This window comes from Nonomuraea sp. NPDC050394 (genome assembly GCF_044459065.1).
Lineage (GTDB): Bacteria > Actinomycetota > Actinomycetes > Streptosporangiales > Streptosporangiaceae > Nonomuraea.
The window spans coordinates 192,381-212,533 of record NZ_JBITIO010000012.1; the positions used below are offsets into that span (position 1 = coordinate 192,381).

Sequence of the window (20,153 nt, forward strand, 5' to 3'; positions counted from 1 at the left end):
GGGGGTGGGAGTCGCCGGTGACGGTGGCCGAGCTGGTGGACGCGGGGCCGCTGGCGGGGGCGCACATGTACGGCAGCGGCGCCAATCCGGTGCATCAGGTGCGGATCGTGGACGAGCTGGGCGTGTTCGCCGATGTGGTGCCGCATACCGCGGTCGTCCTGATCGGGGCGGCGGCCTCGGGCGGGTGGGCGGTGGAGATGGCGATGCGGCGGGCGTGGGAGCAGGCGGCGGCGTGCGTGATCGCGCCCTCCAGCGCGCTGAGCTCGGGGTCGGGGGAGGTGCTGGCGGAGCGGCTGGGGGTGACGCTGATCTTCGTGGACGGGGATCCGCTGGTGACGGCGGTGGAGGTGGCTTCCGCGGCCTCGCGTCCCGAGGCGGCGCGCACGCAGCTGGTGGCGCGCTGCGCCACGAGGATCGCCGAGGCGGGGGCCTCGGCGCGGCGGGTGCTGGGGGTGCTGAACGCGGAGCTGCCGGGCACGTCCGTCGCCTTTCTCGACCGGTACGGCACGCGCCTGGCGGGCCGGGCCGCCGGGCTCAGCGAGGGCGGCCCGGGTTCGGGTGCCGGTGGGGAGCGGGTGCTGGTGGACATGGATCTGCCCGACGGGCTGGGGCGGCTGGTGGCCTCCGGGGCGGTGCGCTCGCCGGGCTGGCCGTCGGTGGTGCGGACCGTGCTGGGTCTGGCCGTGGCGGCGCTGAGCGCGTGGGCGGCGGCCGAGCGGCTGGTGGCCGGGCGGGACTTCGCGGTGCAGGAGGCGCTGGCCGAGCGGTTGCTGGCGATGCCGGAGGCATTGCTGGACGGCGTGCCCGGGGACGGTGTGCCCGGGGAGGGCGTGCCCGGGGCGGAGCCGGCGGGTGGCGTGGTGGCGGACGGGGCCGGCGGGGCGGCGGGGGACGTGCGGGAGGCGCTGGGCCGGGCGGCGGCGCTGGGGTGGGCGGTGCGGGGGCCGGTGAGCGGGTTCGTGGTCAGGCCGGTGGGCTGGCAGGCGGAGCCGGCCGAGCACGCGCTGGTCAGGGAGCTGCTGGTGGGGGCGTTGGGGGCGGTGCCGGTGATGCGGCGGGGGGAGGGGTGGGCCGGTTGGGCGGAGCTGGGGCCGGGGGTGCTGGCCGTACGGCTGCGGGAGTGTGCGCGGTTGCTGCTGCGGGCGGTCGCGGCGGGGGCGGGACGGCAGGTGGAGCGGCTCGGCGCGGTCGGGGAGTCGCTGCTGGGGGCCGAGGCCGCGGCGTTCACCGCGCGGGCCGGGGAGGTGGCGCGCGCGGATCGGATGGGTCCCGCGGAGTTGCTGGCGGCGCTGCCCGCGGGGGTGCTGCGGGTGCCTGCCGAGGTGGTGCTGGGGCCGTTGCGGGCGGCCGACAAGGACGGGAGCCTGCTGGCGACGCTGGCCGCGGTCCTGGACGGGGGCGGGGCGCTGCGGGCGGCCGAGCGGCTGGGGGTGCACCGCAACACGGTGACGACCCGGCTGGAGCGGGTGCGGGCGGCGGGCTATGACCTGGAGGACCCGGCGACGCGCCTGGCCCTGCATCTGGCCGTGCACGTCAGCCGGTGATCTACATTGTAAAGGCGCGGAGATGGAACGGCATGCGGTACCAGCGTCCGTCCACCGCGGCCGAGTCGACGAGCACGATGGAGCGCTCCACCAGCCGGGCCACGGCCTCGGCGGCGTCGGCGGCACGGTGGCCGCTCAGGGCGCGTTCGGCCTCCTCCAGCCCGAAGGCGCTGTCGAAGGCGGCCAGGCGCTGCCAGGCCTGCGCGTCGAGAGGCTGGCACTGACGGTGGCTCCAGGCGGCGGCCGCGCGCATGCTGGCGTGCCGGGCCGGGTGCGCGGGGCCGGCGGGCAGGCCGTGGAAGGTGCCGTTGTCGAGCATCTCGGCGAGCTTGCCGGACTCCAGCAGGTGCTCGGCGGCGATCTCGATGGCCAGGGGCAGCCCTTCGAGGCGGGCCAGGACGGCGGGGTCGGCGCGCAGGCCGCCGGAACGTAGGTGGAAGAGGGTGGCGGCGTCGGGCGCCGACAGGGGGCCGGCGACGGTGACGTGCTCGCCGGGGATGCTCAGCACCTCGCGGCCGGTGACCAGCACGCGCAGGTCGGGCAGGGCGCGCAGCAGGCGTTCGACGAGGGCGACGCAGCGGTCGACGACGTGGTCGCAGGTGTCCAGGACGAGCAGGCGGGGCGGCCGGCCCTCCCACGGCAGGCGCTCGCCGCTGAGGATCGTCTCGTGGACGTTGGAGGGGTCGAGGTCGATCAGGCGGGCGGCCGGGTCGAAGCCGGCGGCCACCGCGCGGGCCAGCGCGCTCTTGCCGGCGCCCCCGGCTCCGGTGATGGCCACCAGCCGTTCGCGGCCGAGCAGATGAAGGATCTTGTCCCGGTGTCGATCACGCCCGACGAGGGCGTCGCCCGCACTCACGCCTTCGAGTGTTCTGGATGCGGGGGTGGCGGCGCCTCGGGCGGGCGTACCTATCCGCATACCTAAAATCGGGGCTGGATCTTCTAGGTATACCCCCTTACGAATTGTCATCCGGCGCGTACGCTGAGGCAATCGAGGCGGATCCGGGAGGGTCGATGGCACCGGCGTTGGACTTGCGGCGTGGAGGTCTTCCCGTGCAGGTGACCGGTTTCGTCGGCCGGCCGGCAGAGCTGGCGATGGTGGCCAGGCTGCTGGGGGAGGCCCGGCTGGTGACGCTGGTGGGCCCGGGTGGCGTGGGCAAGACGCGGATCGCGTTACAGGTCGCCCACGAGGCGCGGGAGCGCTTCGCCGACGGGGTCTGCCTGGTGGAGTTGTCGGCGCTGGTGGACGCGGGGCTGCTGGCGCACACGGTGGCGGCGGCGCTGGGGCTGCCCGGGCAGGACGCGCGGCCGGCGCTGGAGCATCTGGTGGACTGCCTGGCGGGGCGGCAGGTGCTGCTGGTGCTGGACACGTGTGAGCATCTGGTCGAGGCGTGCGCGATGCTGGCGGAGGTGCTGCTGCGGGAGGCGCCGGCGGTGACGATCCTGGCCACGACGCGGCAGCCGCTGGACGTGGCCGGTGAGCACACGTTGCCGATCCCGCCGCTGCCGGTGCTCGATCTGGGCTCCGGTCAGGACGCGGTGGCGTTGTTCGCGCAGCGGGCGGCGGCGGTGGTGCCGGGGTTCACGGTGAACGAGGACAACCACGCGTCGGTGGCGGCCTTGTGCCGGCGGCTGGACGGGATTCCGCTGGCGATCGAGCTGGCGACGGTGCGGTTGCGGGCGATCCCGCTGGAGGGGTTGCTGGCGCGGCTGGAGGACCGGTTCAGCCTGCTGACGGCGCGGCGCAGCTCGTTGCCGCGGCATCAGACGCTGCGGACGACGATCACGTGGAGCCATGATCTGTGCGACGGTGACGAGCGGCTGTTGTGGGCGCGGCTGTCGGTGTTCGCGGGGTCGTTCGACCTGGCGGCGGCCGAGGCGGTGTGCCAGGACGAGCAGTTGCCGGTGGGGCGGATCATCGAGCATCTGGTCGGGCTGGTGGACAAGTCGGTGCTGCTGCGGATGGAGGGGCGTCAGGATCGTTACCGGCTGCTGGACACGTTGCGGGAGTTCGGGGCCGAGCAGCTGGTGCTGATGGGGCAGCAGGAGAAGGTGCGGCGGCGGCATCTGGACTATTACCGGTCGCTGGCCGAGCGGTTCTCGCGGCGGGCGTTCACGGGGGATCAGCTGGCGCTGTATCACGAGCTGGACCTGGAGCGGCCGAACGTGCGGGCGGCGCTGGAGTTCGCGCTGGGTCAGGCGGGCGGGGAGCGGGCGGCGTTGCGGTTCGCGGTGTCGCTGTGGCCGTACTGGTTGTGCGGGGCGCGGCTGGCCGAGGGGCGGGTGTGGCTGGAGCGGGCGCTGGGCCGGGTGCCTGCGTGGGTTCCCGAGCGGGCCGAGGGGCTGGGGCATCTGGGGTTCTTCGCGTTGCAGCAGGGGGCGCAGCGGGTGGCGTTGCCGTGGATCGAGGAGTCGCTGGCGATCGCGCAGGAGCTGGACGATGAGCGGCTGCGGGCGCTGGCGATCCAGCATCTGGCGGTGCACCGGCTGCTGAGCGGGCGGCCGGATGAGGGGTTTCCGCTGTTCGACGACGCGTGTGCGCGGCTGACGGCGCTGGGGGACCGTACGGGTCTGGCGATCGCGCTGATGGAGAAGGGGGCGCTGCACGCGCTGTCGGGCGATGGGCAGACGGCGCTGGTGGTGACCGGTGAGGTGCTGGAGCTGCTGGGTGAGGGGTCGGGGGAGTGCTGGTTGCAGGGGTATGTGCTGTTCCTGCGGGCGCTGGCGCGCTGGACGCTGGGTGATCTGGCGGGGTCGGTGCGGGAGGCGCGGCTGGCGGTGCGGATGAAGTACGCGCTGGGTGATCATCTGGCGGTGGCCGACTGCCTGGAGCTGCTGGCGTGGCAGGCGGCCGATCAGGAGCGGATGGTGCGGGCGTGCTGGCTGCTGGGGGCGGCCGATCGGGTGTGGCAGCAGTTCGCGGCGCCGCTGGCGGGTGCGCCGTTGCTGCTGCGCCATCACGATCGGGCGATCGCGCTGGTGTCGAAGAGCCTGGGTTCCGAGCGGTATGCGGCGATCTTCCGGCAGGGGTCGGGGTTGTCGCCGGGGGACGCGGTGGAGCTGGCGGACATGGATGTGGACGCGATCCCGGTGCAGGCGCCGCGGCGGGCGGCGATGGAGCTGTTGTCGCCGCGTGAGCGTGAGGTGGCGGGGCTGGTGGAGGAGGGGCTGACGAACCGGGAGATCGCCGAGCGGCTGGTGATCTCGAAGCGGACGGCGGACGCGCACGTGGAGCACATCCTGGCGAAGCTGGGGGTGTCGTCGCGGGTGGAGATCGCGGAGCTGGTGGCGGCGGGCAGTGGTTCCTGAGGGTGGAGGGGTCGGGATGGATGTGGCGGTGCTGGCGCATGAGGTGATGCCGTACGTGAGTGCGGCGGTCAGCGCGTACGGCGGGGCGGTGCTGGCCAAGACGCAGGAGGCGGCGGCGCAGTCCACGGTGGGGCTGGGGACGAGGATCCTGCGTCGGTTGTTCGGCGGCGCCGATGCCGGGGCGGCGGGCCGGGAGGCGATCGAGGAGCTGGCGGCGCATCCGGGTGACGCCGACTATGTGGCGGCGCTGCGGCTGGCGATCCGCCGGGTGCTGGAGGCCGACCCGGGGCTCGCGGCGCAGATCGCGGCGGAGGTCGCGGCCATGGTGCCGGCGCCGTCGGTGACGGCTTCGGGCGAGCGTGCGGTGGCGGTCGGCGGCGCGAACTCGGGCCTGATCGTCACGGGTGACGACGCGAAGGTGGAATACCCCCGCTGAAGCGGGCGACGGCGGAAAAGTACCGTCTTGCGCCTTCCGAACCGTATGGTGTACGGTACAGCGTACCGAAACTTTGGAGGATTACGCCTTGACCCTCATCCAGCCCTTCACCCTCGCCGTCCCCGCCACCGACCTGGACGATCTGCGCACGCGGCTCGACCTGGCGCGCTGGCCCGACGAGGTGCCCGGCCAGGGCTGGCGGCTCGGAGTCCCGCTGGCCGAGCTGAAGGAGCTCGTCGCGTACTGGCGCAGCGGCTACGACTGGCGCGCGGCCGAGGCCGAGCTCAACGCCCACCCGCAGTTCACCACCGAGATCGACGGCCAGAACGTGCACTTCCTGCACGTGCGCTGCCCGCGCCCCGACGCCCTGCCCCTGCTCATCACCCACGGCTGGCCCAGCTCGCCGGTGGAGTACCTGGACGTCATCGCGCCGCTGGCGCGCGAGTTCCACCTGATCATCCCGTCACTGCCGGGGTACGGCCTGTCCGGCCCGACCCGGGAGATGGGCTGGGGCGCCACCCGCATCGCCGGAGCCTGGCTGGAGCTGATGTCGCGCCTGGGATATGAGCGCTTCGGCGTGCAGGGCGGCGACTGGGGCACGTGGATCTCGCGCGAGATCGGCGTGCTGGCCCCCGAGCGGGTCGCCGGCATGCACGGCAACGGCCTGATCTGCTTCCCGCTCGGCCTGCCGGGCGAGCTGGAGGACCTCACCGCGACCGAGACCGAGCGCATGGCCTTCCGCGAGGCCTACCCGCACGAGCAGTACGGCTACAAGCTCATCCAGTCCACCCGCCCGCAGGCCTTCGCCTACGGCATGGCCGACTCCCCCGTGGCGCTGCTGGCCTGGTTCGCCAGCGTCTACCACGAGTGGAGCGATGGTGGCGTCGATCGCGACCGGCTGCTGACCACGACCATGATCTACTGGCTGACCAACACGGCGGGCTCGGCGGCACGCTCGTTCGTCGAGACGCCCGACACCGAGCAGGACACCACGGTGGAGTGGGAACTGAAGCCCGCCACGGTGCCGACGGCGATCTCGGTCTTCCCGCGCGACATCCTGCGCCCGATCCGCCGCTTCGCCGAGCGCGACAACAACGTCGTGGCGTGGATCGAGCACGAGCGCGGCGGCACCTTCGCCGCCCTGGAACAGCCCCAGGCCTACGTCACCGACGTGCGGGAGTTCTTCACCCAGCTCAGGGCATGACGCCCGGAATCCGGCCGTGTGCTGTGCACCCCGCACAGCGGAGCGGGCCGGACTCCGCATACGGTGCGGGGCATGACGTATCGAGTCGCGATGGACATCGGCGGCACCTTCACCGACGTGGTCTGCTACGACGAACGCGGTGGCGCCGTCGTGGCGGCCAAGGCCCCCTCCACCCCCGCCGACCTGGCCGAGGGCGTGTTCAACGCCCTCGGCCGCGTCGTGGCCGATCCCGCGCGCATCTCCTTCTTCGTCCACGGCACCACCCAGGGTCTCAACGCGCTGCTGGAGCGCAAGGGCGCCCGCGTGCTGCTGCTGACCTCCGGCGGCGCCCGCGACGTGTACCAGATCGCCCGCGGCAACCGCGAGCGCATGTTCGACCTGCGCTACCGCAAGCCGGTCCCGCTGGTGCCGCGCGCCGACATCATGGAGGCCGCGGGCCGGCTGGACTGGCGCGGCGAGGAGCTGACCCCGCTGGACGAGCCCGCGGTACGGCGCGCCGCCCGCCGGGCCCGCGAGGAGGGCTTCGACGCGGTCGCGGTGAGCCTGCTGTTCTCCTACGCCAATCCCGCCCACGAGATCCGGGCGGGCCAGATCCTGCGCGAGGAGCTCGGCCCGGACGTGCTGGTCGTGCTCAGCCACGAGGTGGCGCGCGAGTGGCGCGAGTACGAGCGCACCTCCAGCGCCGTGCTGGAGGCCTACACCGGCCCGGTCGTACGCCGCTACCTGGCCGGCATCCAGGACCGCTTCGCCGGGCGCGGGCTGGGTGTGCCGGTGCACGTCATGCAGTCCTCCGGCGGCCTGGTCAACGCCGGGTACGCGATGCGCCGCCCGCTGCAGACGCTGCTGTCGGGCCCGGTCGGCGGCACGATGGGCGGGGTGGCGGCGGCGCGGCTGCTGGGCGGCGCGAACGCGATCTGCGTGGACATGGGCGGCACCTCCTTCGACGTCTCCCTGGTCGTGGGCGGGCGGCCCGACATCAGCGCCGAGGCCCGCATCGAGGGCTACCCGGTGCTGATGCCGATCGTGAACCTGCACACCATCGGCGCGGGCGGCGGTTCCCTGGCCTACGCCGAGGCGGGGGCGCTGCGGGTGGGCCCGGAGTCGGCGGGAGCCGTACCCGGTCCGGCCTGTTACGGCCGCGGCGGCACCCGGGCCACCGTCACCGACGCCAACCTGGTGCTCGGCCGGGTCGATCCGGCCTGGTTCGCCGGCGGCCTGATGACCCTCGACACCGATGCGGCCGGCAGGGCGATCGCGTCCCTGGCCGGCGAGCTGGGCATGGACCCGCTGCGGCTGGCCGAAGGCGTGTGCGAGGTGGCCAACGCCAAGATGGCCCAGGCGATCCGCACGCTGACAGTCGAGCACGGCGTGGAGCCGAGGGAGTTCACGCTGGTGGCCTTCGGCGGGGCCGGGGCCATGCACGCGGCGTTCATCGCCCGGGAGCTGGGCATCACCGACGTGGTGGTGCCGCGCTTTCCGGGCGCGTTCTCGGCGTGGGGGATGCTGGAGGCCGACGTGCGCCGCGACCTCACCCACCCCTTCTTCCGGCCGCAGGCCGGAGTGGACGGCGGCGAGATGGCCGCACGGCTGCGGGAGCTGGAAGGCCAGGCGCTGGCCGCGCTGGCCGGGCAGGGCGTGCCCGAGGACCGGCGCCGGGTCGAGCACGCGGTCGACATGCGTTACGAGGGCCAGGACTACACGCTGACCATCCCCCTGCGTGACGCCGCGGAGCCGGCCGGGCCGGGGTTTCTCGCGGCGCTGGCCGCGCGGTACGCCGAGGCCCACACCGGGCGCTACGGCCACGCCACGCCGGAGGCGGCGGTGGAGCTGGTCATGCTGCGCAGCACCGGGTTCGGCAGCTTCCCCAAGAGCGTGGCCGCGCCCGAGCCGGCCGGGCGGGCGCGGACGCCGGCCGTACGAGATGTGATCTTCAACGGCGCGGCGCACCGCACGCCGGTGCTGCGCCGCGCGGACCTGGACGGCGAGCTGGCGGGGCCGGCGATCGTGGTCGAGGAGACCGCGACCACGGTCATCCCGCCCGGCTGCCGGGCCACCGTCGACGTCAACGGCTTCCTCCTGATCAAGGTGAGTTCTCTGTGATCAACCCCGTCACCACGGAAATCATCCGCTGCGCCCTGCTTCAGGCGGCGGAGGACATGAACACCACCCTCATCCGCTCCTCCTACACCCCGGTCATCTACGAGGCGAAGGACTGCGCGGTCGCGCTGCTGGACCGTGAGCACCAGGTGCTCGGCCAGTCGTCCGGGCTGCCGATCTTCCTGGGCAACCTGGAGGTGTGCACACGCGAGACCGAGCGCCTGTTCGGGCGGCAGGTGTGGCGGGAGGGCGATGTGTGGGTGCTCAACGACTCCTACATCGGCGGCACCCACCTCAACGACGTCACCGTCTACGGGCCGATCTTCGCCGGTGGCGAGCTGGCCGGGTTCGCCGCCTCGCGGGCGCACTGGCTGGATGTGGGCTCGAAGGACCCCGGCGGCTCCATGGACTCCACCTCGATCTTCCAGGAGGGGCTGCGGCTGGGCCCGGTGAAGATCTACGAGGGCGGGCGGCCGTGCCGTGACCTGCACGAGGTGATCGCCCGCAACGTACGCTTCCCGCACGCGACACTCGGCGACATGCGCGCCCAGGTCGCGTGTGCGATGACCGGTCAGCGGCGGCTGTCGGAGATCGTGGCGCGCTGGGGGGTGGAGACGGTGATGGCCGCGCGCGATGAGATCTTCGCCCAGACCGAGCGGCTGGAACGGCAGGCGATCGCCGCCCTCCCCGACGGCGTCTACACCGCCGGCGGCCACCTGGACAACGACGGCATCACGCTGGAGCGCCCGCTGCCGGTCAACGTCACCGTCACGGTCGAGGGCGAGCGGATCGCGGTCGACCTGACCGACTGCGCCGACCAGGCCACCGGGCCGGTCAACTGCGGCGCGGCCCAGGCGGTGGCGGCGGTGCGGGTGGCCTACAAGCTGCTGGTCAGTGGCGAGGTGCCGCTGAACGGGGGCTCGTTTCGCCCGCTGGAGGTGGTGACGCGGCCGGGCAGCATGCTGGCCGCCCGGTCCCCGGCCGCCTGCCAGTACTACTACTCGCATCTGGGGCTGCTCATCGACCTGGTGGTCAAGGCGCTGGCGCCGGTGCTGCCGCAGCGGGCCGCGGCCGCCTCCTACGGCGACTCGCTCATCGTGCAGTTCACCGGCACCGATCCGCGTACCGGCGCGATGTACGTCTCGCAGGAGGCGACCGTCGGCGGCTGGGGCGCCTGGGAGGGCGGCGACGGCGAGTCGGCGCTGATCAACAACGTCAACGGGTCGCTGCGGGACATGCCGATCGAGGTGCTGGAGACGCTGTTCCCGGTGCGGGTCACCCGCTACGCGATGCGCCCCGGCACCGGGGGCGCGGGGCAGTGGCGGGGCGGCAACGGTGTGGTGCGCGAGTACGAGTTTCTGGGCGACGCCTCGCTGTCGTTGTGGTTCGAGCGGTCGGTGACGCCGGCGTGGGGTCTTGCGGGCGGCGGCGCGGGCGCACCCCCGCGCGTGGTCCTCAATCCGGGTACGGCCGGCGAGCGCGCCATGCTGAAGGTCAACGCCCTGCCGGTGGCGGCCGGTGACGTGCTGCGCTGCGAGTCGGGAGGTGGCGGCGGCTACGGCCCGCCCGAGCGGCGCGCGCCCGGGGCCCTGGCCGAGGACGTCGCCCAGGGCATGACCTGACGGGGGCGGGTCACGTGGTGGCGCCGATCAGGACGGAGGCCACCATGGCGCGCACGGCCTCATCGGCGGGCGGGGTGCCGGTGCGGTCGGCGTAGAGCAGGTGGCCGGCGCCGATGAGGGTGGGCGCGAGCGTGCCGGGGTCGGCGCCGGCGGCGATGCGGCCCAGGTCGCGTTCGGCGGTGAGGTAGGCGGCGAGCATGGCGGTGGCCTCGCTGAGCAGCGGCAGCCCGGCCGGTGTGCTCTGGCGCAGGCGGGCGCGCAGGTCGTCGCGGAAGGTGATGAGGCCGACGATGGCGACGGCGACCGGGCCGAACAGTTCGGTGAGCGCGCCGGAGAGGTTGCCGGCGACGGACGCGGTGCCCGCTTTCGCGCGCAGCGCCGCGGCCTGGGCGTCGAGGCGGGCGATGCGGTCCTGGACCAGGGCGGCCAGGAAGTCGTCGAAGTCGGCGAAGTGACGGTGCAGGACGCCCTTGGCGCAGCCGGCCTCGGTGGTGACGGCGCGGCTGGTCAGCCCGTGCGGGCCGGAGCGCGCCAGGATGCGCTCGGCGGCCTCGAACAGCTGCTCGCGCGCGTCGCGCAGGGCCACTCCCGTGGGCATCGCGGGGTCTCCTCCCGTGGTGGTGCCGCCCGTCGCGCTTGCCCGCCGACAGGCCTGGGGGGCGGGCATCGCCGTGGGCGAACGACATTGCTTGAGTGGGCGAGCGCCCACTAGTGTGGGCGCATGCCCACTATAGCGTCGGGGCGGGAGCCCCATGAGCATCGCGAGATCGCCGAGTCGTTCGGCAACGACGCCGAACGCTACGATCGCGCCCGTCCCCGCTACCCCGAGGCCCTGATCGAGCGCATCGCCGCCGCCGGCCCGGATGTCCTGGACGTCGGCTGCGGCACCGGGATCGCCGCCCGCCAGTTCCAGGCGGCCGGGCGCCGGGTGCTGGGCGTCGAGCCGGATGCCCGCATGGCCGCCACGGCACGGCGGCTCGGCGTGGCGGCCGAGGTGGCCACCTTCGAGCAGTGGCAGGCCGGCGGGCGGATGTTCGACGCGGTCGCCGCCGCCCAGGCCTGGCACTGGATCGACCCGGTCGCCGGCGCCGCCAAGGCCGCCGCGGTGCTGCGGCCGGGAGGCCTGCTGGCCGTGTTCTGGAACGTCGCCCGGCCGCCGGACGAGCTGTCGCGGGCGCTGGCCGACCTGCACGCGCGCCTCGTGCCCGGCTCGCCGTTCGACCCGCGGGCCTGGGCCTCGCGGGCCGAGCCGTACGCGCCGATGATGGCCACGGCCGTGGAGGGCATCGCCGAGGCGGGCGGCTTCGGCGAGCCCGAGCGGTGGCGCCAGGACTGGCAGACGCCGTGCACCCGCGAGCAGTGGCTGGACCAGCTGCCCACCTCCGGCATGTTCACCCGCCTGGCGCCGGAACGGGTGGCCGACCTGCTGGAGGGCGCCGGCGCCGCGGTCGACGCGCTGGGCGGCACGTTCACCATGCGCTACACGAGCGTGGCCGTGCTGGCCACGCGGCTCACGGAGTGAGGAAGCCGCGCAGCAGGCGGACGTAGGCGGCGGGCTGTTCGTGGGCGATGCCGTGCCCGGCGTTGCCGACCTCGACGAGGCGGGCGGCGGGCAGGGTGTCGCGGTAGGCGGCGGCGATGTGCGGGTGGACGTAGTCGCAGCCGCCGCGCAGGATCAGGGCGGGCACCCGCACCTGGCGCAGGCGGGGCCGGGGGTCGGGCACGCGCAGGGTGTCGGCGACGGTGAACTGGTTGGCGTAGAAGCCGGGCGCGTTGCCGTGCACGGGGGCGGGCGGGGCGCCGGGGCAGGTGGTGGCGTCCTTGCCGGTCAGCAGCAGTTCGCGCATCCGGGCGTCGGCCTGGCGGTCGGGAACCAGGGCGTGCGCGGCGGCGGGGGCGTGCTCCAGCAGCAGCGACAGCGCGATCATGCGCGGGTCGCCGAGCAGGTCGTCGCGGCGGCGGGCCCGCTCGGGGGTCAGGCGCTTCCACGGCTCGCCCACCTCCCCCGCGGCCGGCGCCCACAACGCGCCCGGGGAGACGAACACGGCCTTGGCGACCCGGCCCGGGTGGGCGGCCAGGTAGGCGGCGCTCAGCGTGGCGCCCCAGGACCGGCCGACGAGGATCAGCTTCGGCGCGCCGAGCCGGTCTCTGATCGCCTCCAGGTCGGCGACCTGGCGGGCGACGGTGTAGCCGGTGACGTCGGCCAGGCGGCTGGAGCGTCCCGCGCCAAGCTGGTCGTAGGCGTAGACGTCGAAGCCGTCGGCGGCCAGTTCCGCGGCGCCTTCGGGCAGGCCTTCGCCGGCCGTTCCCGGCCCGCCGTGCAGGAACATCACCGGGTACGGCCGGGCCCCGCCCCGGCGGTGGGCGTAGGCGATGCGGGAGCCGGTGGGCAGGTCCCAGTACCGCACGTGCGCCGGATCGGCGGCCGCCGGCGGCACCGGCCAGGGCCGCAGGACCAGCGCCCAGGCCCCGGCCGCCGACAGCGCGGTGACGGCCAGGGCGAACCAGGCCGCCGCCGCCCGGGTCGGCAGGCGCACGACCAGGCGGCCCAGCAGGAACGCGGTGAGCAGGCAGGCCGTGGCGGCGCCCGCGTACAGCAGGGGCAGGGACGCGGTGACGGCGGCCAGGGCCAGGAAGGCGCAGGCGGCGGCCGCGAGCGCCAGGACGGAGGCCAGCAGCGCGGCCAGGACTTTGGCCGCGCGGCGCAGGAAGGTGAGCATGGCGACAAAGATCCTCGTCGCGGGGGTGGCGCGGCATCGGGAGCGACCCCGGCCTTGGCCCTGAGAGCGCGCCCGCCGGCTCCTCCGGCAGGACCCGTGTGGTGCCCGCCGTGCGGCGGGGTGGGAAGCAGCTGATCTACTTTGTAAAGGCGATAGGTTGGGGAAATGGCACAGCCGTACCTCACCCTCACAACCTTCATCGAGCACGAGAACGAGGTACGGCGCTCGCGTTTCATCTGCGCGATCTGTCCCGCGGGGAGTGTGGAGCAGGCGCAGGCGTTCATCGCCGAGCGGCGGCGGCTGCACCCGTCGGCCACGCACAACTGCAGCGCCTATGTGATCGGGCAGAGCGTGCAGAAGGGCGACGACGACGGCGAGCCGGGCGGCACGGCGGGCACGCCGATGGTGCAGGCGCTGGCCGGGCGGGGTTTCAGCGATGTGGTGGCGGTGGTGACGCGCTACTTCGGCGGGGTGCTGCTCGGGGCGGGCGGCCTGGTGCGGGCCTATGGCTCCGCGGTGACCGAGACACTCGACCGGGCCGAGCCGGTGCGGATGGTGCCGGCCCGGCTAATGCGGGTCTCGGTGGCGCACGACCAGGCGGGCAGGGCGGAAAACGATCTGCGTGCTTCGCGGTATGCGGTGCGTGAGGTGGCCTATGGGGCGTCGGTGGTGTTCTCGGTGGCGGTGGGCGCCGATGAGGTGACGGCGTTCGGGGACTGGGTGGCGACGCTGACGGCCGGGCGGGCCCTGGTGGAGGCCGGGCCGGCCATCCACGTTCCGGGCTGAAATATTGGGGTGAGCTTTGGGGGCGGGTCAGGCAGAGTTGACGAATGATGTCCGATTTCGTGCCTGGTCTTGAGTTGTCCCGCGCCTTCTATGGCGAGGTCGTGGCTCCGTTGGTCGGTGCCGTCGCGCACAGTGCCGCGCTGATCGGCCCTGGTTCTGAGGTGCTGGCGTTCGACACCGAGCGTTCGGCCGACCATGACTGGGGGCCGAGGGTGCTGGTGTTCGTCGAGGGCGGGGATGTGGCGGCGGTGCGGGCCGCGGTGGCGGCGGGGCTGCCGGAGCGCTTTGGCGGGTATCCGACGGTGTTCGGGTACCGGGGCCGGTCGGGGCCCGGGGTGCGGGTGTGTGAGCTGGGTGCCTGGCTGGAGGAGGTGCTGGGGTTCGATCCGCGCGGAGGGGTGTCGGTGATGGACTGGTTGTCGGTGCCGTGGCAGCGCCTGGCGGAGGTGACCGGTGGGGAGGTCTTCCATGACGGGCTGGGGGAGCTGGTGCCGGCGCGGGAGGCGTTGAGCTGGTATCCGCGGGATGTGTGGCGGTATGTGCTGGCGTGTCAGTGGATGCGGATCGCGCAGGAGGAGCCGTTTCCCGGGCGGTGCGGTGAGGTGGGGGACGAGCTGGGTTCGGCGGTGGTGGGGGCCGGGCTGGTGCGTGAGGTGATGCGGCTGGCGTTGTTGCTGCGGCGGCGGTATCCGCCGTATGCGAAATGGCTGGGCAGTGCGTTGGCGCGGGTGCCGGGGTCGGCGGAGCTGGGTGAGGCGCTGGCGGTGGCGGTGGGGGCGCGTTCGTGGCGGGAGCGGGAGGCGGGGCTGGCGCGGGCCTACAGCCGGGTGGCGGCGGTGCAGAACCGGATGGCTTTGGCCGAGCCGTTGGATGCGCGGGTGCGGGGGTTTCACGACCGGCCGTTCCTGGTGATCGGCGGGGAGCGGTTCGCGGGGGCGTTGCTCGCGGCGGTGTCGGATCCGCAGGTGGCGGCGTTGCCGGTGGTGGGGTGTGTGGATCAGTTGTCGGATGGGGTGGTGGTGCGTGGTCCGGGGGTGGCGCGGGCGGTGACGGAGGCGGCGTTGCGGGCGGCGTGAGCGTCGCGCCTTTCGCGGCGTCATGTCTTGGGTTTGGGTTCAGGTCTTCGGGCGGGTTTCAGGTGGGGGTTGGGGCGGGGCGCAGGGCGATGAGCAGGTGCCGGCGCCACTGGTCGCGGGGGACGGTGAGCGGGGGCCGGTGACGCTGCGGCAGGTGATGGGGCCGTGGGTGGTGCGGGCGGGGGTCATGGGCTGTCCTCGGTGTCGATGGGGATCATGAGGTGGGTCAGGAGGCGGTCGGGCGGGGTGGTGGCGGGGTCGGAGACGTAGACCTCGCGGATGGGGCCGCTCAGGGGGTGTCCGCGTTCTGCGCACCAGGCCAGGAGGGCGTGGGCGGTGAGGGAGATCTGGTCGTAGGGGCCGGTGTGGGTGGCGGTGGCGAAGGTGCCGCCGGGCAGGAGGGCGCGTTGGAGTCCGGGGGTGGGTGGTGGGGGCTGGCCGGGGGTGAGGGCGAGGGTGGCGGTGATGTCGATGTGGTCGTCGAGGTCGAGAGGGAACAGGGCGGTGAGCTCGGGCGGGCGCCGGCCGGGGGCGGCGGCCAGCAGGCGCGCGATGGCGGTGGAGGTGGCGCGGGGGATGTCGGCGGGGCCGGTGGCGTGTTCGCGGGTGAGCAGGACGGTGCGGGTGGGTTCGGTGGTGAGGTGGACGGGGGCGCCGGGCAGGCCGTCGGTGATGAGGCGTTCGAGGGAGGCGAGGGTGCGGCGGCGGCGGTCGAGTTCGGCTTCGAGGTCGTGGCGTACGTGGTCGAGTGCGGCGGTGGCTCCGGCCAGGACGTCGGCGACGGTGGCCAGGGGGACGTCGAGGGAGCGCAGCAGGCCGATGGTGAGGGCGTGGCGGGCTTGGGCGGGGTGGTAGTAGCGGTAGCCGGTGTCGGGGTCGACGTGGGCGGGGGTGAGCAGGCCGAGTTCGGCGTAGTGCCGGAGTTGTTTGATGCTCAGGCGGCTCAGGCGGGCGAACTGCCCGATCGGCATGAGGTCTGCGTCCACGTGTTCCAGGATGGTCTCTGCGGTGGGGGGAGGGTTCAGCCGGGGGGGCGCTTAGGCTGGGGGTGCCTGAGGATCCTCGTTGAGGCGTCGCCCTGGTGTTGCCGGGGTTGTGGGGATCGGGCCGGTTCGCCGGTCGCGCCTTCCTGATGGAGGGGAGGCGCGTGGTGGTGGGCATCGTTCGCAGCGTGGTCGTCGTGGTGGTGGCCGGGGTCGCGGCCAGTATGGCGCTGGGGGAGTTCATCCCGTTCTTGCCGGTGGTGGGGGTGCGGTTCGGGCTGTCGCTCGCGGCTGTGGGCTGGGTGTCGTCGGGGATCACGCTGGTGGCGGCGCTGGCGTGTGTGCCGCTGGGTGTGGTGGTCGGCCGCCGGCGGCTGGAGCGGGTGTTCGTGGTGGGGCTGGTGGTGCTGGGTGTGTCGGGGGTCGTGGCGGGGTTGGCGGGTGGTGCCGGTGTGCTGGTGGTGGCGCGGGCCGGTCAGGCGGTGGGGTATGCGCTGGTGGTGATCGCCGGGCCGGTGCTGCTGGCGCGGATGCCGGGGGAGGGCGGGCGGCGGGTGGGGCTGGCTTTGTGGGGGTTGTGTGTGCCGGTGGGGCTGGCGGTGGTGGGTGGGGTTGGCGCGGTGGTGGGGCCGTCGGGGTGGCGGGTGGTCGTGGTGGGTGTGGGGGTGCTGGCTTTGGTGCTGGGTTGGGCTGGCCGTGTGCTGCCCGTGGCGGCCGATGTGGGGTGTGTGGCCGGGCGTGCCGTGGGGGGTGGGGGTCTGGCGGGTGCGGGGCCGGGCGTGCGGGGGTGGCGGGTGGTGGGGGTGGCCGTTGGGTTCGGGTTGATCGCGCTGGTCGGGGTGAGTGTGGTCACGGTGCTCGCGTCGTATCTGGCTTTCCGGTACGGCTTGCCCGCCGCGTCGGCGAGCCTGCTGACGGGGCTGGTGGCGGGGGCCAGTGTGCCGGGCAGTGTGGTGGCCGGGGTGGTGCTGCGGGCGGGGGTGCGCCCGGCCTGTCTGCTTGTCGCGGTTGTGCTCATGGTGCCGTTCGCGTGGGCCGTGTTCGGGCAGGGGTCGTGGGTGGTGGCCGTGGCGGGTGCGGCGGCGATGTTGGCGGTCAACGGCCTGGCCGTGTCGGCCGTTTTCGCGGGGCTTCCCGATCTGGGCGGCGGCGGTGCGGGCAGTGCCGCCGGGGCCGCCGGGGCCGCCGGGACGGCGCGGACGGTGGCCGCGGTGACTCAGGCCGGAAGCGTGGGGACTCTGGTGGGCCCGCCGGTCTATCTCTGGATGGCCGGGGCCGCGGGCTGGTTCGCGACGGCCGGGTTGACCGCCGTGGTGGTGTGTGCCGGGGCCGTGTGCGTCATCGCCGCTCTCACTCCGGCGCGGTACTGACCCTCGAACATGCCGCTTGCGTTATATAACTGTCGGAGTATACTCGTGGGCATGTTCGACGTTCTCGCCGAGCCGGTCAGGAGGCAGATCCTCGACCTGCTGCGCGAGCGGCCGCGGCTGGTGGGGGAGCTGGCCGAGCGCACCGGTCTCAGCCAGCCCGGCACCTCCAAGCATCTGCGCGTGCTGCGTGAGGCGGGTCTGGTGGCCGTCCGCAAGGACGCCCAGCGCCGCTGGTATGAGCTGCGCCCGCAGCCCCTGGCCGAGATCGACGCCTGGCTGGCTCCTTACCGAGGACTGTGGACGGCGAGCTTCGACGCGCTCGAAGCCCACCTGGAGACGATGGAGGATCGTGATGCACGACCGCCTGAGCGGTGACGGCGCCCGTACCAGCCTGCACATGGAACGCCGCCTGCCCCACCCGCCCGAACGCGTGTGGCGCGCCCTGACCGAACCCGGGCAGGTGCGGCAGTGGTTCCCGGCGGACATGCGCGTCGAGGGCGAGCGGGTCATCTACGGCTTCGGCCCCGAAGGGCGCGTGCTGGCCTTCGAGCCGCCCCGCCTGTTCGCCCACACCTGGGGTGAGGACGAACTGCGCTGGGAGATCCGCGCCGACGGCGAGGCCAGCGTGCTGACGCTCACCCACACCTTCGGCGACCGGTTCGGCGCGGCCAGCTTCGCCGCCGGCTGGCACACCTGCGTGCGGGCGATGGCCGCCGTCCTGGACGGCCGTCCCGTGGCCGCCGGCCGCGACAGCGCCGCCCTGCACGAGGACTTCATCGCCCTGCTGGGCCTGGACGGCGTGCGCCCGCACCCGCCGGGGCTGCGCTACGAACGCCAGCTCACCCGTCCCGCGGCCCAGACGTGGCGGCATCTGTCCGGCGAGCGTGCCCGCCTGGGGGCGCCGCCCCCGCCCGCGTTCGTTCCCGCGGGGGTGAGCGCGGGCGCGGTCAGCGCGCTGGAGAGCGGCAAGCTTCTGGAGTACGGCACGGCCACCGGCATCGTCGGCTGGGAACTGGCCGAGGGAACCGGTCAGGGCCCCCGTCTCATCGTCACCGACACCGGCGCGGCCGACGCCGCCACCTGGCGCACCCACATCGAACGTCTGGCCAGCGACCTGTCCGACCTCCCTCCCACCTGACGACCCGGGCTGGCCCTGCCGCTTCAGCCGAGCTGCCCACGTGTCGCTGCGGCAGGCGGGTGCTCGCCCGGGTCCGTGGGGTGCCCGTCCAGGTGGTGACCGGGCGCCGTCGCGGCGCCCGGCCCGCGCGAGGTGAGCGGCGATCCCCCCGGCCTGCGCGCGCCGGCGTCGGCGGGTGGGGTGAGGGGCGGCTTGCCGTCACGAAGACAAGGCCCGTAACGAGACGGCATCCGCCCGGGAGCGCGGGCACCTCTGCTTTTCACGAGAGCGTTTCACTCACCGGCGAGCGCGGCCGGGCACCGAGATCGCGGTCAGCGCCGCCGCCACCAGGACCAGCGCGCTCCAGGGCAGCGCCCAGGCCCCCGCCGACTCCAGCAGCAGCCCGCCCGTCAGCGACCCGGCCGCGATGCCGGCGTTGTAGACGGTGGTCTGCAGCGCGGTGGCGACGTCGGCGTTGGGGGCGCCGGTGCGTTCGATGAGGGCGCTTTGCAGCAGCGTCGGCACCCCGCCGAACGCCAGCCCCCACACCGCCGCCGCCACCAGCGTCACCGGGGGCGACGTGCCCGCGGCCCCGAGCCCGGCCATCGCCGCGCCCACTCCCGTGAGCGCGGCCATGAGCGCCGCCCGCGGCCGCCCGTCGATGAACACCCCCGTCAGCCACACCCCCGCCACCGTCGCCGCCCCGAACACCAGCAGCGGCCCGCCCGCCTCCATCGCCGCCCGCCGGGCGAGCGGCGCGAGGTAGGTGTAGACGGACTGGTGGGCGAGCAGCACGACCAGCGTCACCGTCAGCCAGGCCCGCACCCCCGGCAGCGCCGCCACCGTCCGCAGCGGCGGCCGCCGCGCCGCGGCCCGGCCCGGTAGCGGCGGCACCGCCCGCGCCACCCACAGCGCCAGCAGCGCCGCCGCGACGGCCAGCGCCCCGAACGAGGCCCGCCACCCGGCCACCTGCGCCAGCGCGCTGCCGGCTGGCAGCCCCGCGCACAGGGCCACGGTGATCCCCGCTGAGACGATCGCGATGGCCCGCCCGCGCCGCTCGGCCGGCACCAGCCGGGCCGCGTACCCGATGAGCATCGCCCACAGCGTGCCGCCCGCCACCCCGGCCAGCAGTCTCAGCGCGAACGTCAGCGGATACGACGACGACAGCGCGGTCGCGGCGTTCAGCAGCGCGAAGCAGCCCAGGACCGCCAGCAGGACCGGCCGGCGCGGCAGCGAGCGCACCGCCGCGGTGATCGGGATCGCCGACAGGAACGAGGTCAGCGCGTAGCCGGTGACCAGGAAGCCCGCCTGGCCGGGCGATACCGACAGTGCCCGGCTGAGCTGGGGCAGCAGGCCGGCGGGCAGGAGTTCGGTGACGACGGCGGTGAAGGCCGCGCACGACAGCGCCGCCAGGGCTCCCGCCGGGAGCCGGGTGGTGGTCGACATGCGGCTATCGTGAAACCTTCACATCAGTGTGAAGGCAAAGGGTGGGGGCGGGCATGCGGATCGGGGAGCTGTCGCGGCGCACCGGGGTGCCGGCCCGGATGCTGCGCTACTACGAGGAACAAGGCCTGCTGGAACCCGGGCGGGCCGGCAACGGCTACCGCCTGTACGGCGCGACGGCGATCTACCGGGTGCAGCAGATCCGCGGCCTGCTCGACTCCGGCCTCACCACGGAGATCATCCGCCGTATCCTGCCGTTCCTGGACGCCGGCGACATCCACCTGCACCCCCAATGCCTCACCCCGGAGCTGGCCGGCCTCCTGCAGGCCGAGGCCGACCGCATCACCGCCCGCATCGACTGCCTGTCCCGCAACCGCGACGCCCTGCTGCGCTACCTGTCCACCGTCCGCGGCTGATGCCCCCTTCATCCGGTACGGCCGGCGGCGGAA

At 74.2% G+C, this 20,153-nt stretch carries 18 protein-coding genes; 13 read left to right on the plus strand and 5 right to left on the minus strand.

The genetic code is table 11. The annotated features are described in order from the left end of the window. The first annotated feature begins 17 nt into the window (after positions 1-17). A complete protein-coding gene (locus tag ACIBKY_RS38105) occupies positions 18-1,544 on the plus strand; it encodes a PucR family transcriptional regulator (RefSeq protein ID WP_397104634.1) in 1,527 nt (508 codons plus the stop codon). A gap of 1 nt (position 1,545) precedes the next feature. Here the strand turns inward: ACIBKY_RS38105 and ACIBKY_RS38110 are convergent, their stop codons facing one another. Continuing rightward, the gene (locus ACIBKY_RS38110; protein ID WP_397104636.1) at positions 1,546-2,400 is read right to left on the minus strand and encodes a hypothetical protein; all 855 of its coding nucleotides are present in this window, start codon (positions 2,398-2,400) and stop codon (positions 1,546-1,548) included. A gap of 194 nt (positions 2,401-2,594) precedes the next feature. On the opposite strand from ACIBKY_RS38110, the gene ACIBKY_RS38115 reads away from it, so the two are divergent. The 5 genes from ACIBKY_RS38115 (at position 2,595) to ACIBKY_RS38135 (ending at position 10,209) form a co-directional block, all read left to right on the plus strand. Further along, positions 2,595-4,850 (plus strand): ATP-binding protein, encoded by a 2,256-nt coding sequence (locus tag ACIBKY_RS38115; protein WP_397104638.1) that lies wholly within the window; start codon positions 2,595-2,597, stop codon positions 4,848-4,850. Positions 4,851-4,866: 16 nt separating this feature from the next. Further along, complete coding sequence (locus ACIBKY_RS38120) at positions 4,867-5,286, plus strand: hypothetical protein (RefSeq protein WP_397104640.1); 420 nt, start codon at positions 4,867-4,869, stop codon at positions 5,284-5,286. Between the two features lie 88 nt (positions 5,287-5,374). Beyond that, on the plus strand, positions 5,375-6,490 hold the full coding sequence (locus ACIBKY_RS38125; protein ID WP_397104642.1) for an epoxide hydrolase family protein: 1,116 nt from the start codon (positions 5,375-5,377) through the stop codon (positions 6,488-6,490). 72 nt (positions 6,491-6,562) lie between these two features. After that, complete coding sequence (locus tag ACIBKY_RS38130) at positions 6,563-8,590, plus strand: hydantoinase/oxoprolinase family protein (RefSeq protein WP_397104644.1); 2,028 nt, start codon at positions 6,563-6,565, stop codon at positions 8,588-8,590. Further along, a complete protein-coding gene (locus ACIBKY_RS38135) occupies positions 8,587-10,209 on the plus strand; it encodes a hydantoinase B/oxoprolinase family protein (RefSeq protein WP_397104646.1) in 1,623 nt (540 codons plus the stop codon). The genes ACIBKY_RS38130 and ACIBKY_RS38135 overlap by 4 nt, the downstream gene beginning before the upstream one ends. Before the next feature lie 10 nt (positions 10,210-10,219). Here the strand turns inward: ACIBKY_RS38135 and ACIBKY_RS38140 are convergent, their stop codons facing one another. After that, positions 10,220-10,807: a TetR/AcrR family transcriptional regulator gene (locus ACIBKY_RS38140; protein ID WP_397104648.1), complete on the minus strand. Its 588-nt coding sequence runs from the start codon at positions 10,805-10,807 to the stop codon at positions 10,220-10,222. 123 nt (positions 10,808-10,930) lie between these two features. Here ACIBKY_RS38140 and ACIBKY_RS38145 point away from each other — a divergent pair, with 123 nt between their 5' ends. Beyond that, the gene (locus ACIBKY_RS38145) at positions 10,931-11,731 is read left to right on the plus strand and encodes a class I SAM-dependent methyltransferase (protein ID WP_397104650.1); all 801 of its coding nucleotides are present in this window, start codon (positions 10,931-10,933) and stop codon (positions 11,729-11,731) included. Here the strand turns inward: ACIBKY_RS38145 and ACIBKY_RS38150 are convergent. Next, a complete protein-coding gene (locus tag ACIBKY_RS38150; protein WP_397104652.1) occupies positions 11,721-12,929 on the minus strand; it encodes an alpha/beta hydrolase in 1,209 nt (402 codons plus the stop codon). The genes ACIBKY_RS38145 and ACIBKY_RS38150 overlap by 11 nt on opposite strands. Positions 12,930-13,094: 165 nt before the next feature. Here ACIBKY_RS38150 and ACIBKY_RS38155 point away from each other — a divergent pair, with 165 nt between their 5' ends. Both ACIBKY_RS38155 and ACIBKY_RS38160 read left to right on the plus strand, forming a co-directional pair. After that, positions 13,095-13,715 carry a YigZ family protein gene (locus tag ACIBKY_RS38155; protein WP_397104654.1) on the plus strand — a complete coding sequence of 207 codons (621 nt, stop codon included), beginning with the start codon at positions 13,095-13,097 and terminating at the stop codon, positions 13,713-13,715. Between the two features lie 101 nt (positions 13,716-13,816). Then, positions 13,817-14,791 carry a DUF4037 domain-containing protein gene (locus ACIBKY_RS38160; RefSeq protein WP_397104656.1) on the plus strand — a complete coding sequence of 325 codons (975 nt, stop codon included), beginning with the start codon at positions 13,817-13,819 and terminating at the stop codon, positions 14,789-14,791. A gap of 185 nt (positions 14,792-14,976) precedes the next feature. On the opposite strand, the gene ACIBKY_RS38165 is transcribed toward ACIBKY_RS38160, so the two are convergent. Further along, complete coding sequence (locus ACIBKY_RS38165) at positions 14,977-15,777, minus strand: MerR family transcriptional regulator (protein ID WP_397104658.1); 801 nt, start codon at positions 15,775-15,777, stop codon at positions 14,977-14,979. A 161-nt stretch (positions 15,778-15,938) separates the two neighbouring features. Here ACIBKY_RS38165 and ACIBKY_RS38170 point away from each other — a divergent pair, with 161 nt between their 5' ends. From ACIBKY_RS38170 to ACIBKY_RS38180, 3 genes are read left to right on the plus strand one after another with little or no spacing between them, the layout of a single operon-like run. Continuing rightward, positions 15,939-17,144, plus strand: a complete 1,206-nt coding sequence (locus ACIBKY_RS38170) for an MFS transporter (protein WP_397104660.1) — start codon at positions 15,939-15,941, stop codon at positions 17,142-17,144. Between the two features lie 51 nt (positions 17,145-17,195). Beyond that, positions 17,196-17,519: an ArsR/SmtB family transcription factor gene (locus ACIBKY_RS38175; protein WP_397104662.1), complete on the plus strand. Its 324-nt coding sequence runs from the start codon at positions 17,196-17,198 to the stop codon at positions 17,517-17,519. Beyond that, a complete protein-coding gene (locus tag ACIBKY_RS38180) occupies positions 17,497-18,282 on the plus strand; it encodes an SRPBCC family protein (RefSeq protein ID WP_397104664.1) in 786 nt (261 codons plus the stop codon). The genes ACIBKY_RS38175 and ACIBKY_RS38180 overlap by 23 nt, the downstream gene beginning before the upstream one ends. 276 nt (positions 18,283-18,558) lie before the next feature. On the opposite strand, the gene ACIBKY_RS38185 is transcribed toward ACIBKY_RS38180, so the two are convergent. Next, entirely contained in the window at positions 18,559-19,707 is a 1,149-nt protein-coding gene (locus ACIBKY_RS38185; RefSeq protein WP_397104666.1) for an MFS transporter, read from the minus strand. Between the two features lie 53 nt (positions 19,708-19,760). Here ACIBKY_RS38185 and ACIBKY_RS38190 point away from each other — a divergent pair, with 53 nt between their 5' ends. Then, entirely contained in the window at positions 19,761-20,120 is a 360-nt protein-coding gene (locus ACIBKY_RS38190; RefSeq protein WP_397104667.1) for a MerR family transcriptional regulator, read from the plus strand. The last annotated feature ends 33 nt before the right edge of the window (positions 20,121-20,153 follow it).

Bases quoted from the DNA above. Each gene is read 5' to 3' on its own strand.
- ACIBKY_RS38120 (WP_397104640.1), top strand. From the start codon at position 4,867: ATGGATGTGGCGGTGCTGGCGCATGAGGTGATGCCGTACGTGAGTGCG.
- ACIBKY_RS38130 (WP_397104644.1), top strand. From the start codon at position 6,563: ATGACGTATCGAGTCGCGATGGACATCGGCGGCACCTTCACCGACGTG.
- ACIBKY_RS38140 (WP_397104648.1), bottom strand. From the start codon at position 10,807: ATGCCCACGGGAGTGGCCCTGCGCGACGCGCGCGAGCAGCTGTTCGAG.
- ACIBKY_RS38145 (WP_397104650.1), top strand. From the start codon at position 10,931: ATGCCCACTATAGCGTCGGGGCGGGAGCCCCATGAGCATCGCGAGATC.
- ACIBKY_RS38150 (WP_397104652.1), bottom strand. From the start codon at position 12,929: ATGCTCACCTTCCTGCGCCGCGCGGCCAAAGTCCTGGCCGCGCTGCTG.
- ACIBKY_RS38155 (WP_397104654.1), top strand. From the start codon at position 13,095: ATGGCACAGCCGTACCTCACCCTCACAACCTTCATCGAGCACGAGAAC.
- ACIBKY_RS38175 (WP_397104662.1), top strand. From the start codon at position 17,196: ATGTTCGACGTTCTCGCCGAGCCGGTCAGGAGGCAGATCCTCGACCTG.
- ACIBKY_RS38180 (WP_397104664.1), top strand. From the start codon at position 17,497: ATGCACGACCGCCTGAGCGGTGACGGCGCCCGTACCAGCCTGCACATG.
- ACIBKY_RS38185 (WP_397104666.1), bottom strand. From the start codon at position 19,707: ATGTCGACCACCACCCGGCTCCCGGCGGGAGCCCTGGCGGCGCTGTCG.
- ACIBKY_RS38190 (WP_397104667.1), top strand. From the start codon at position 19,761: ATGCGGATCGGGGAGCTGTCGCGGCGCACCGGGGTGCCGGCCCGGATG.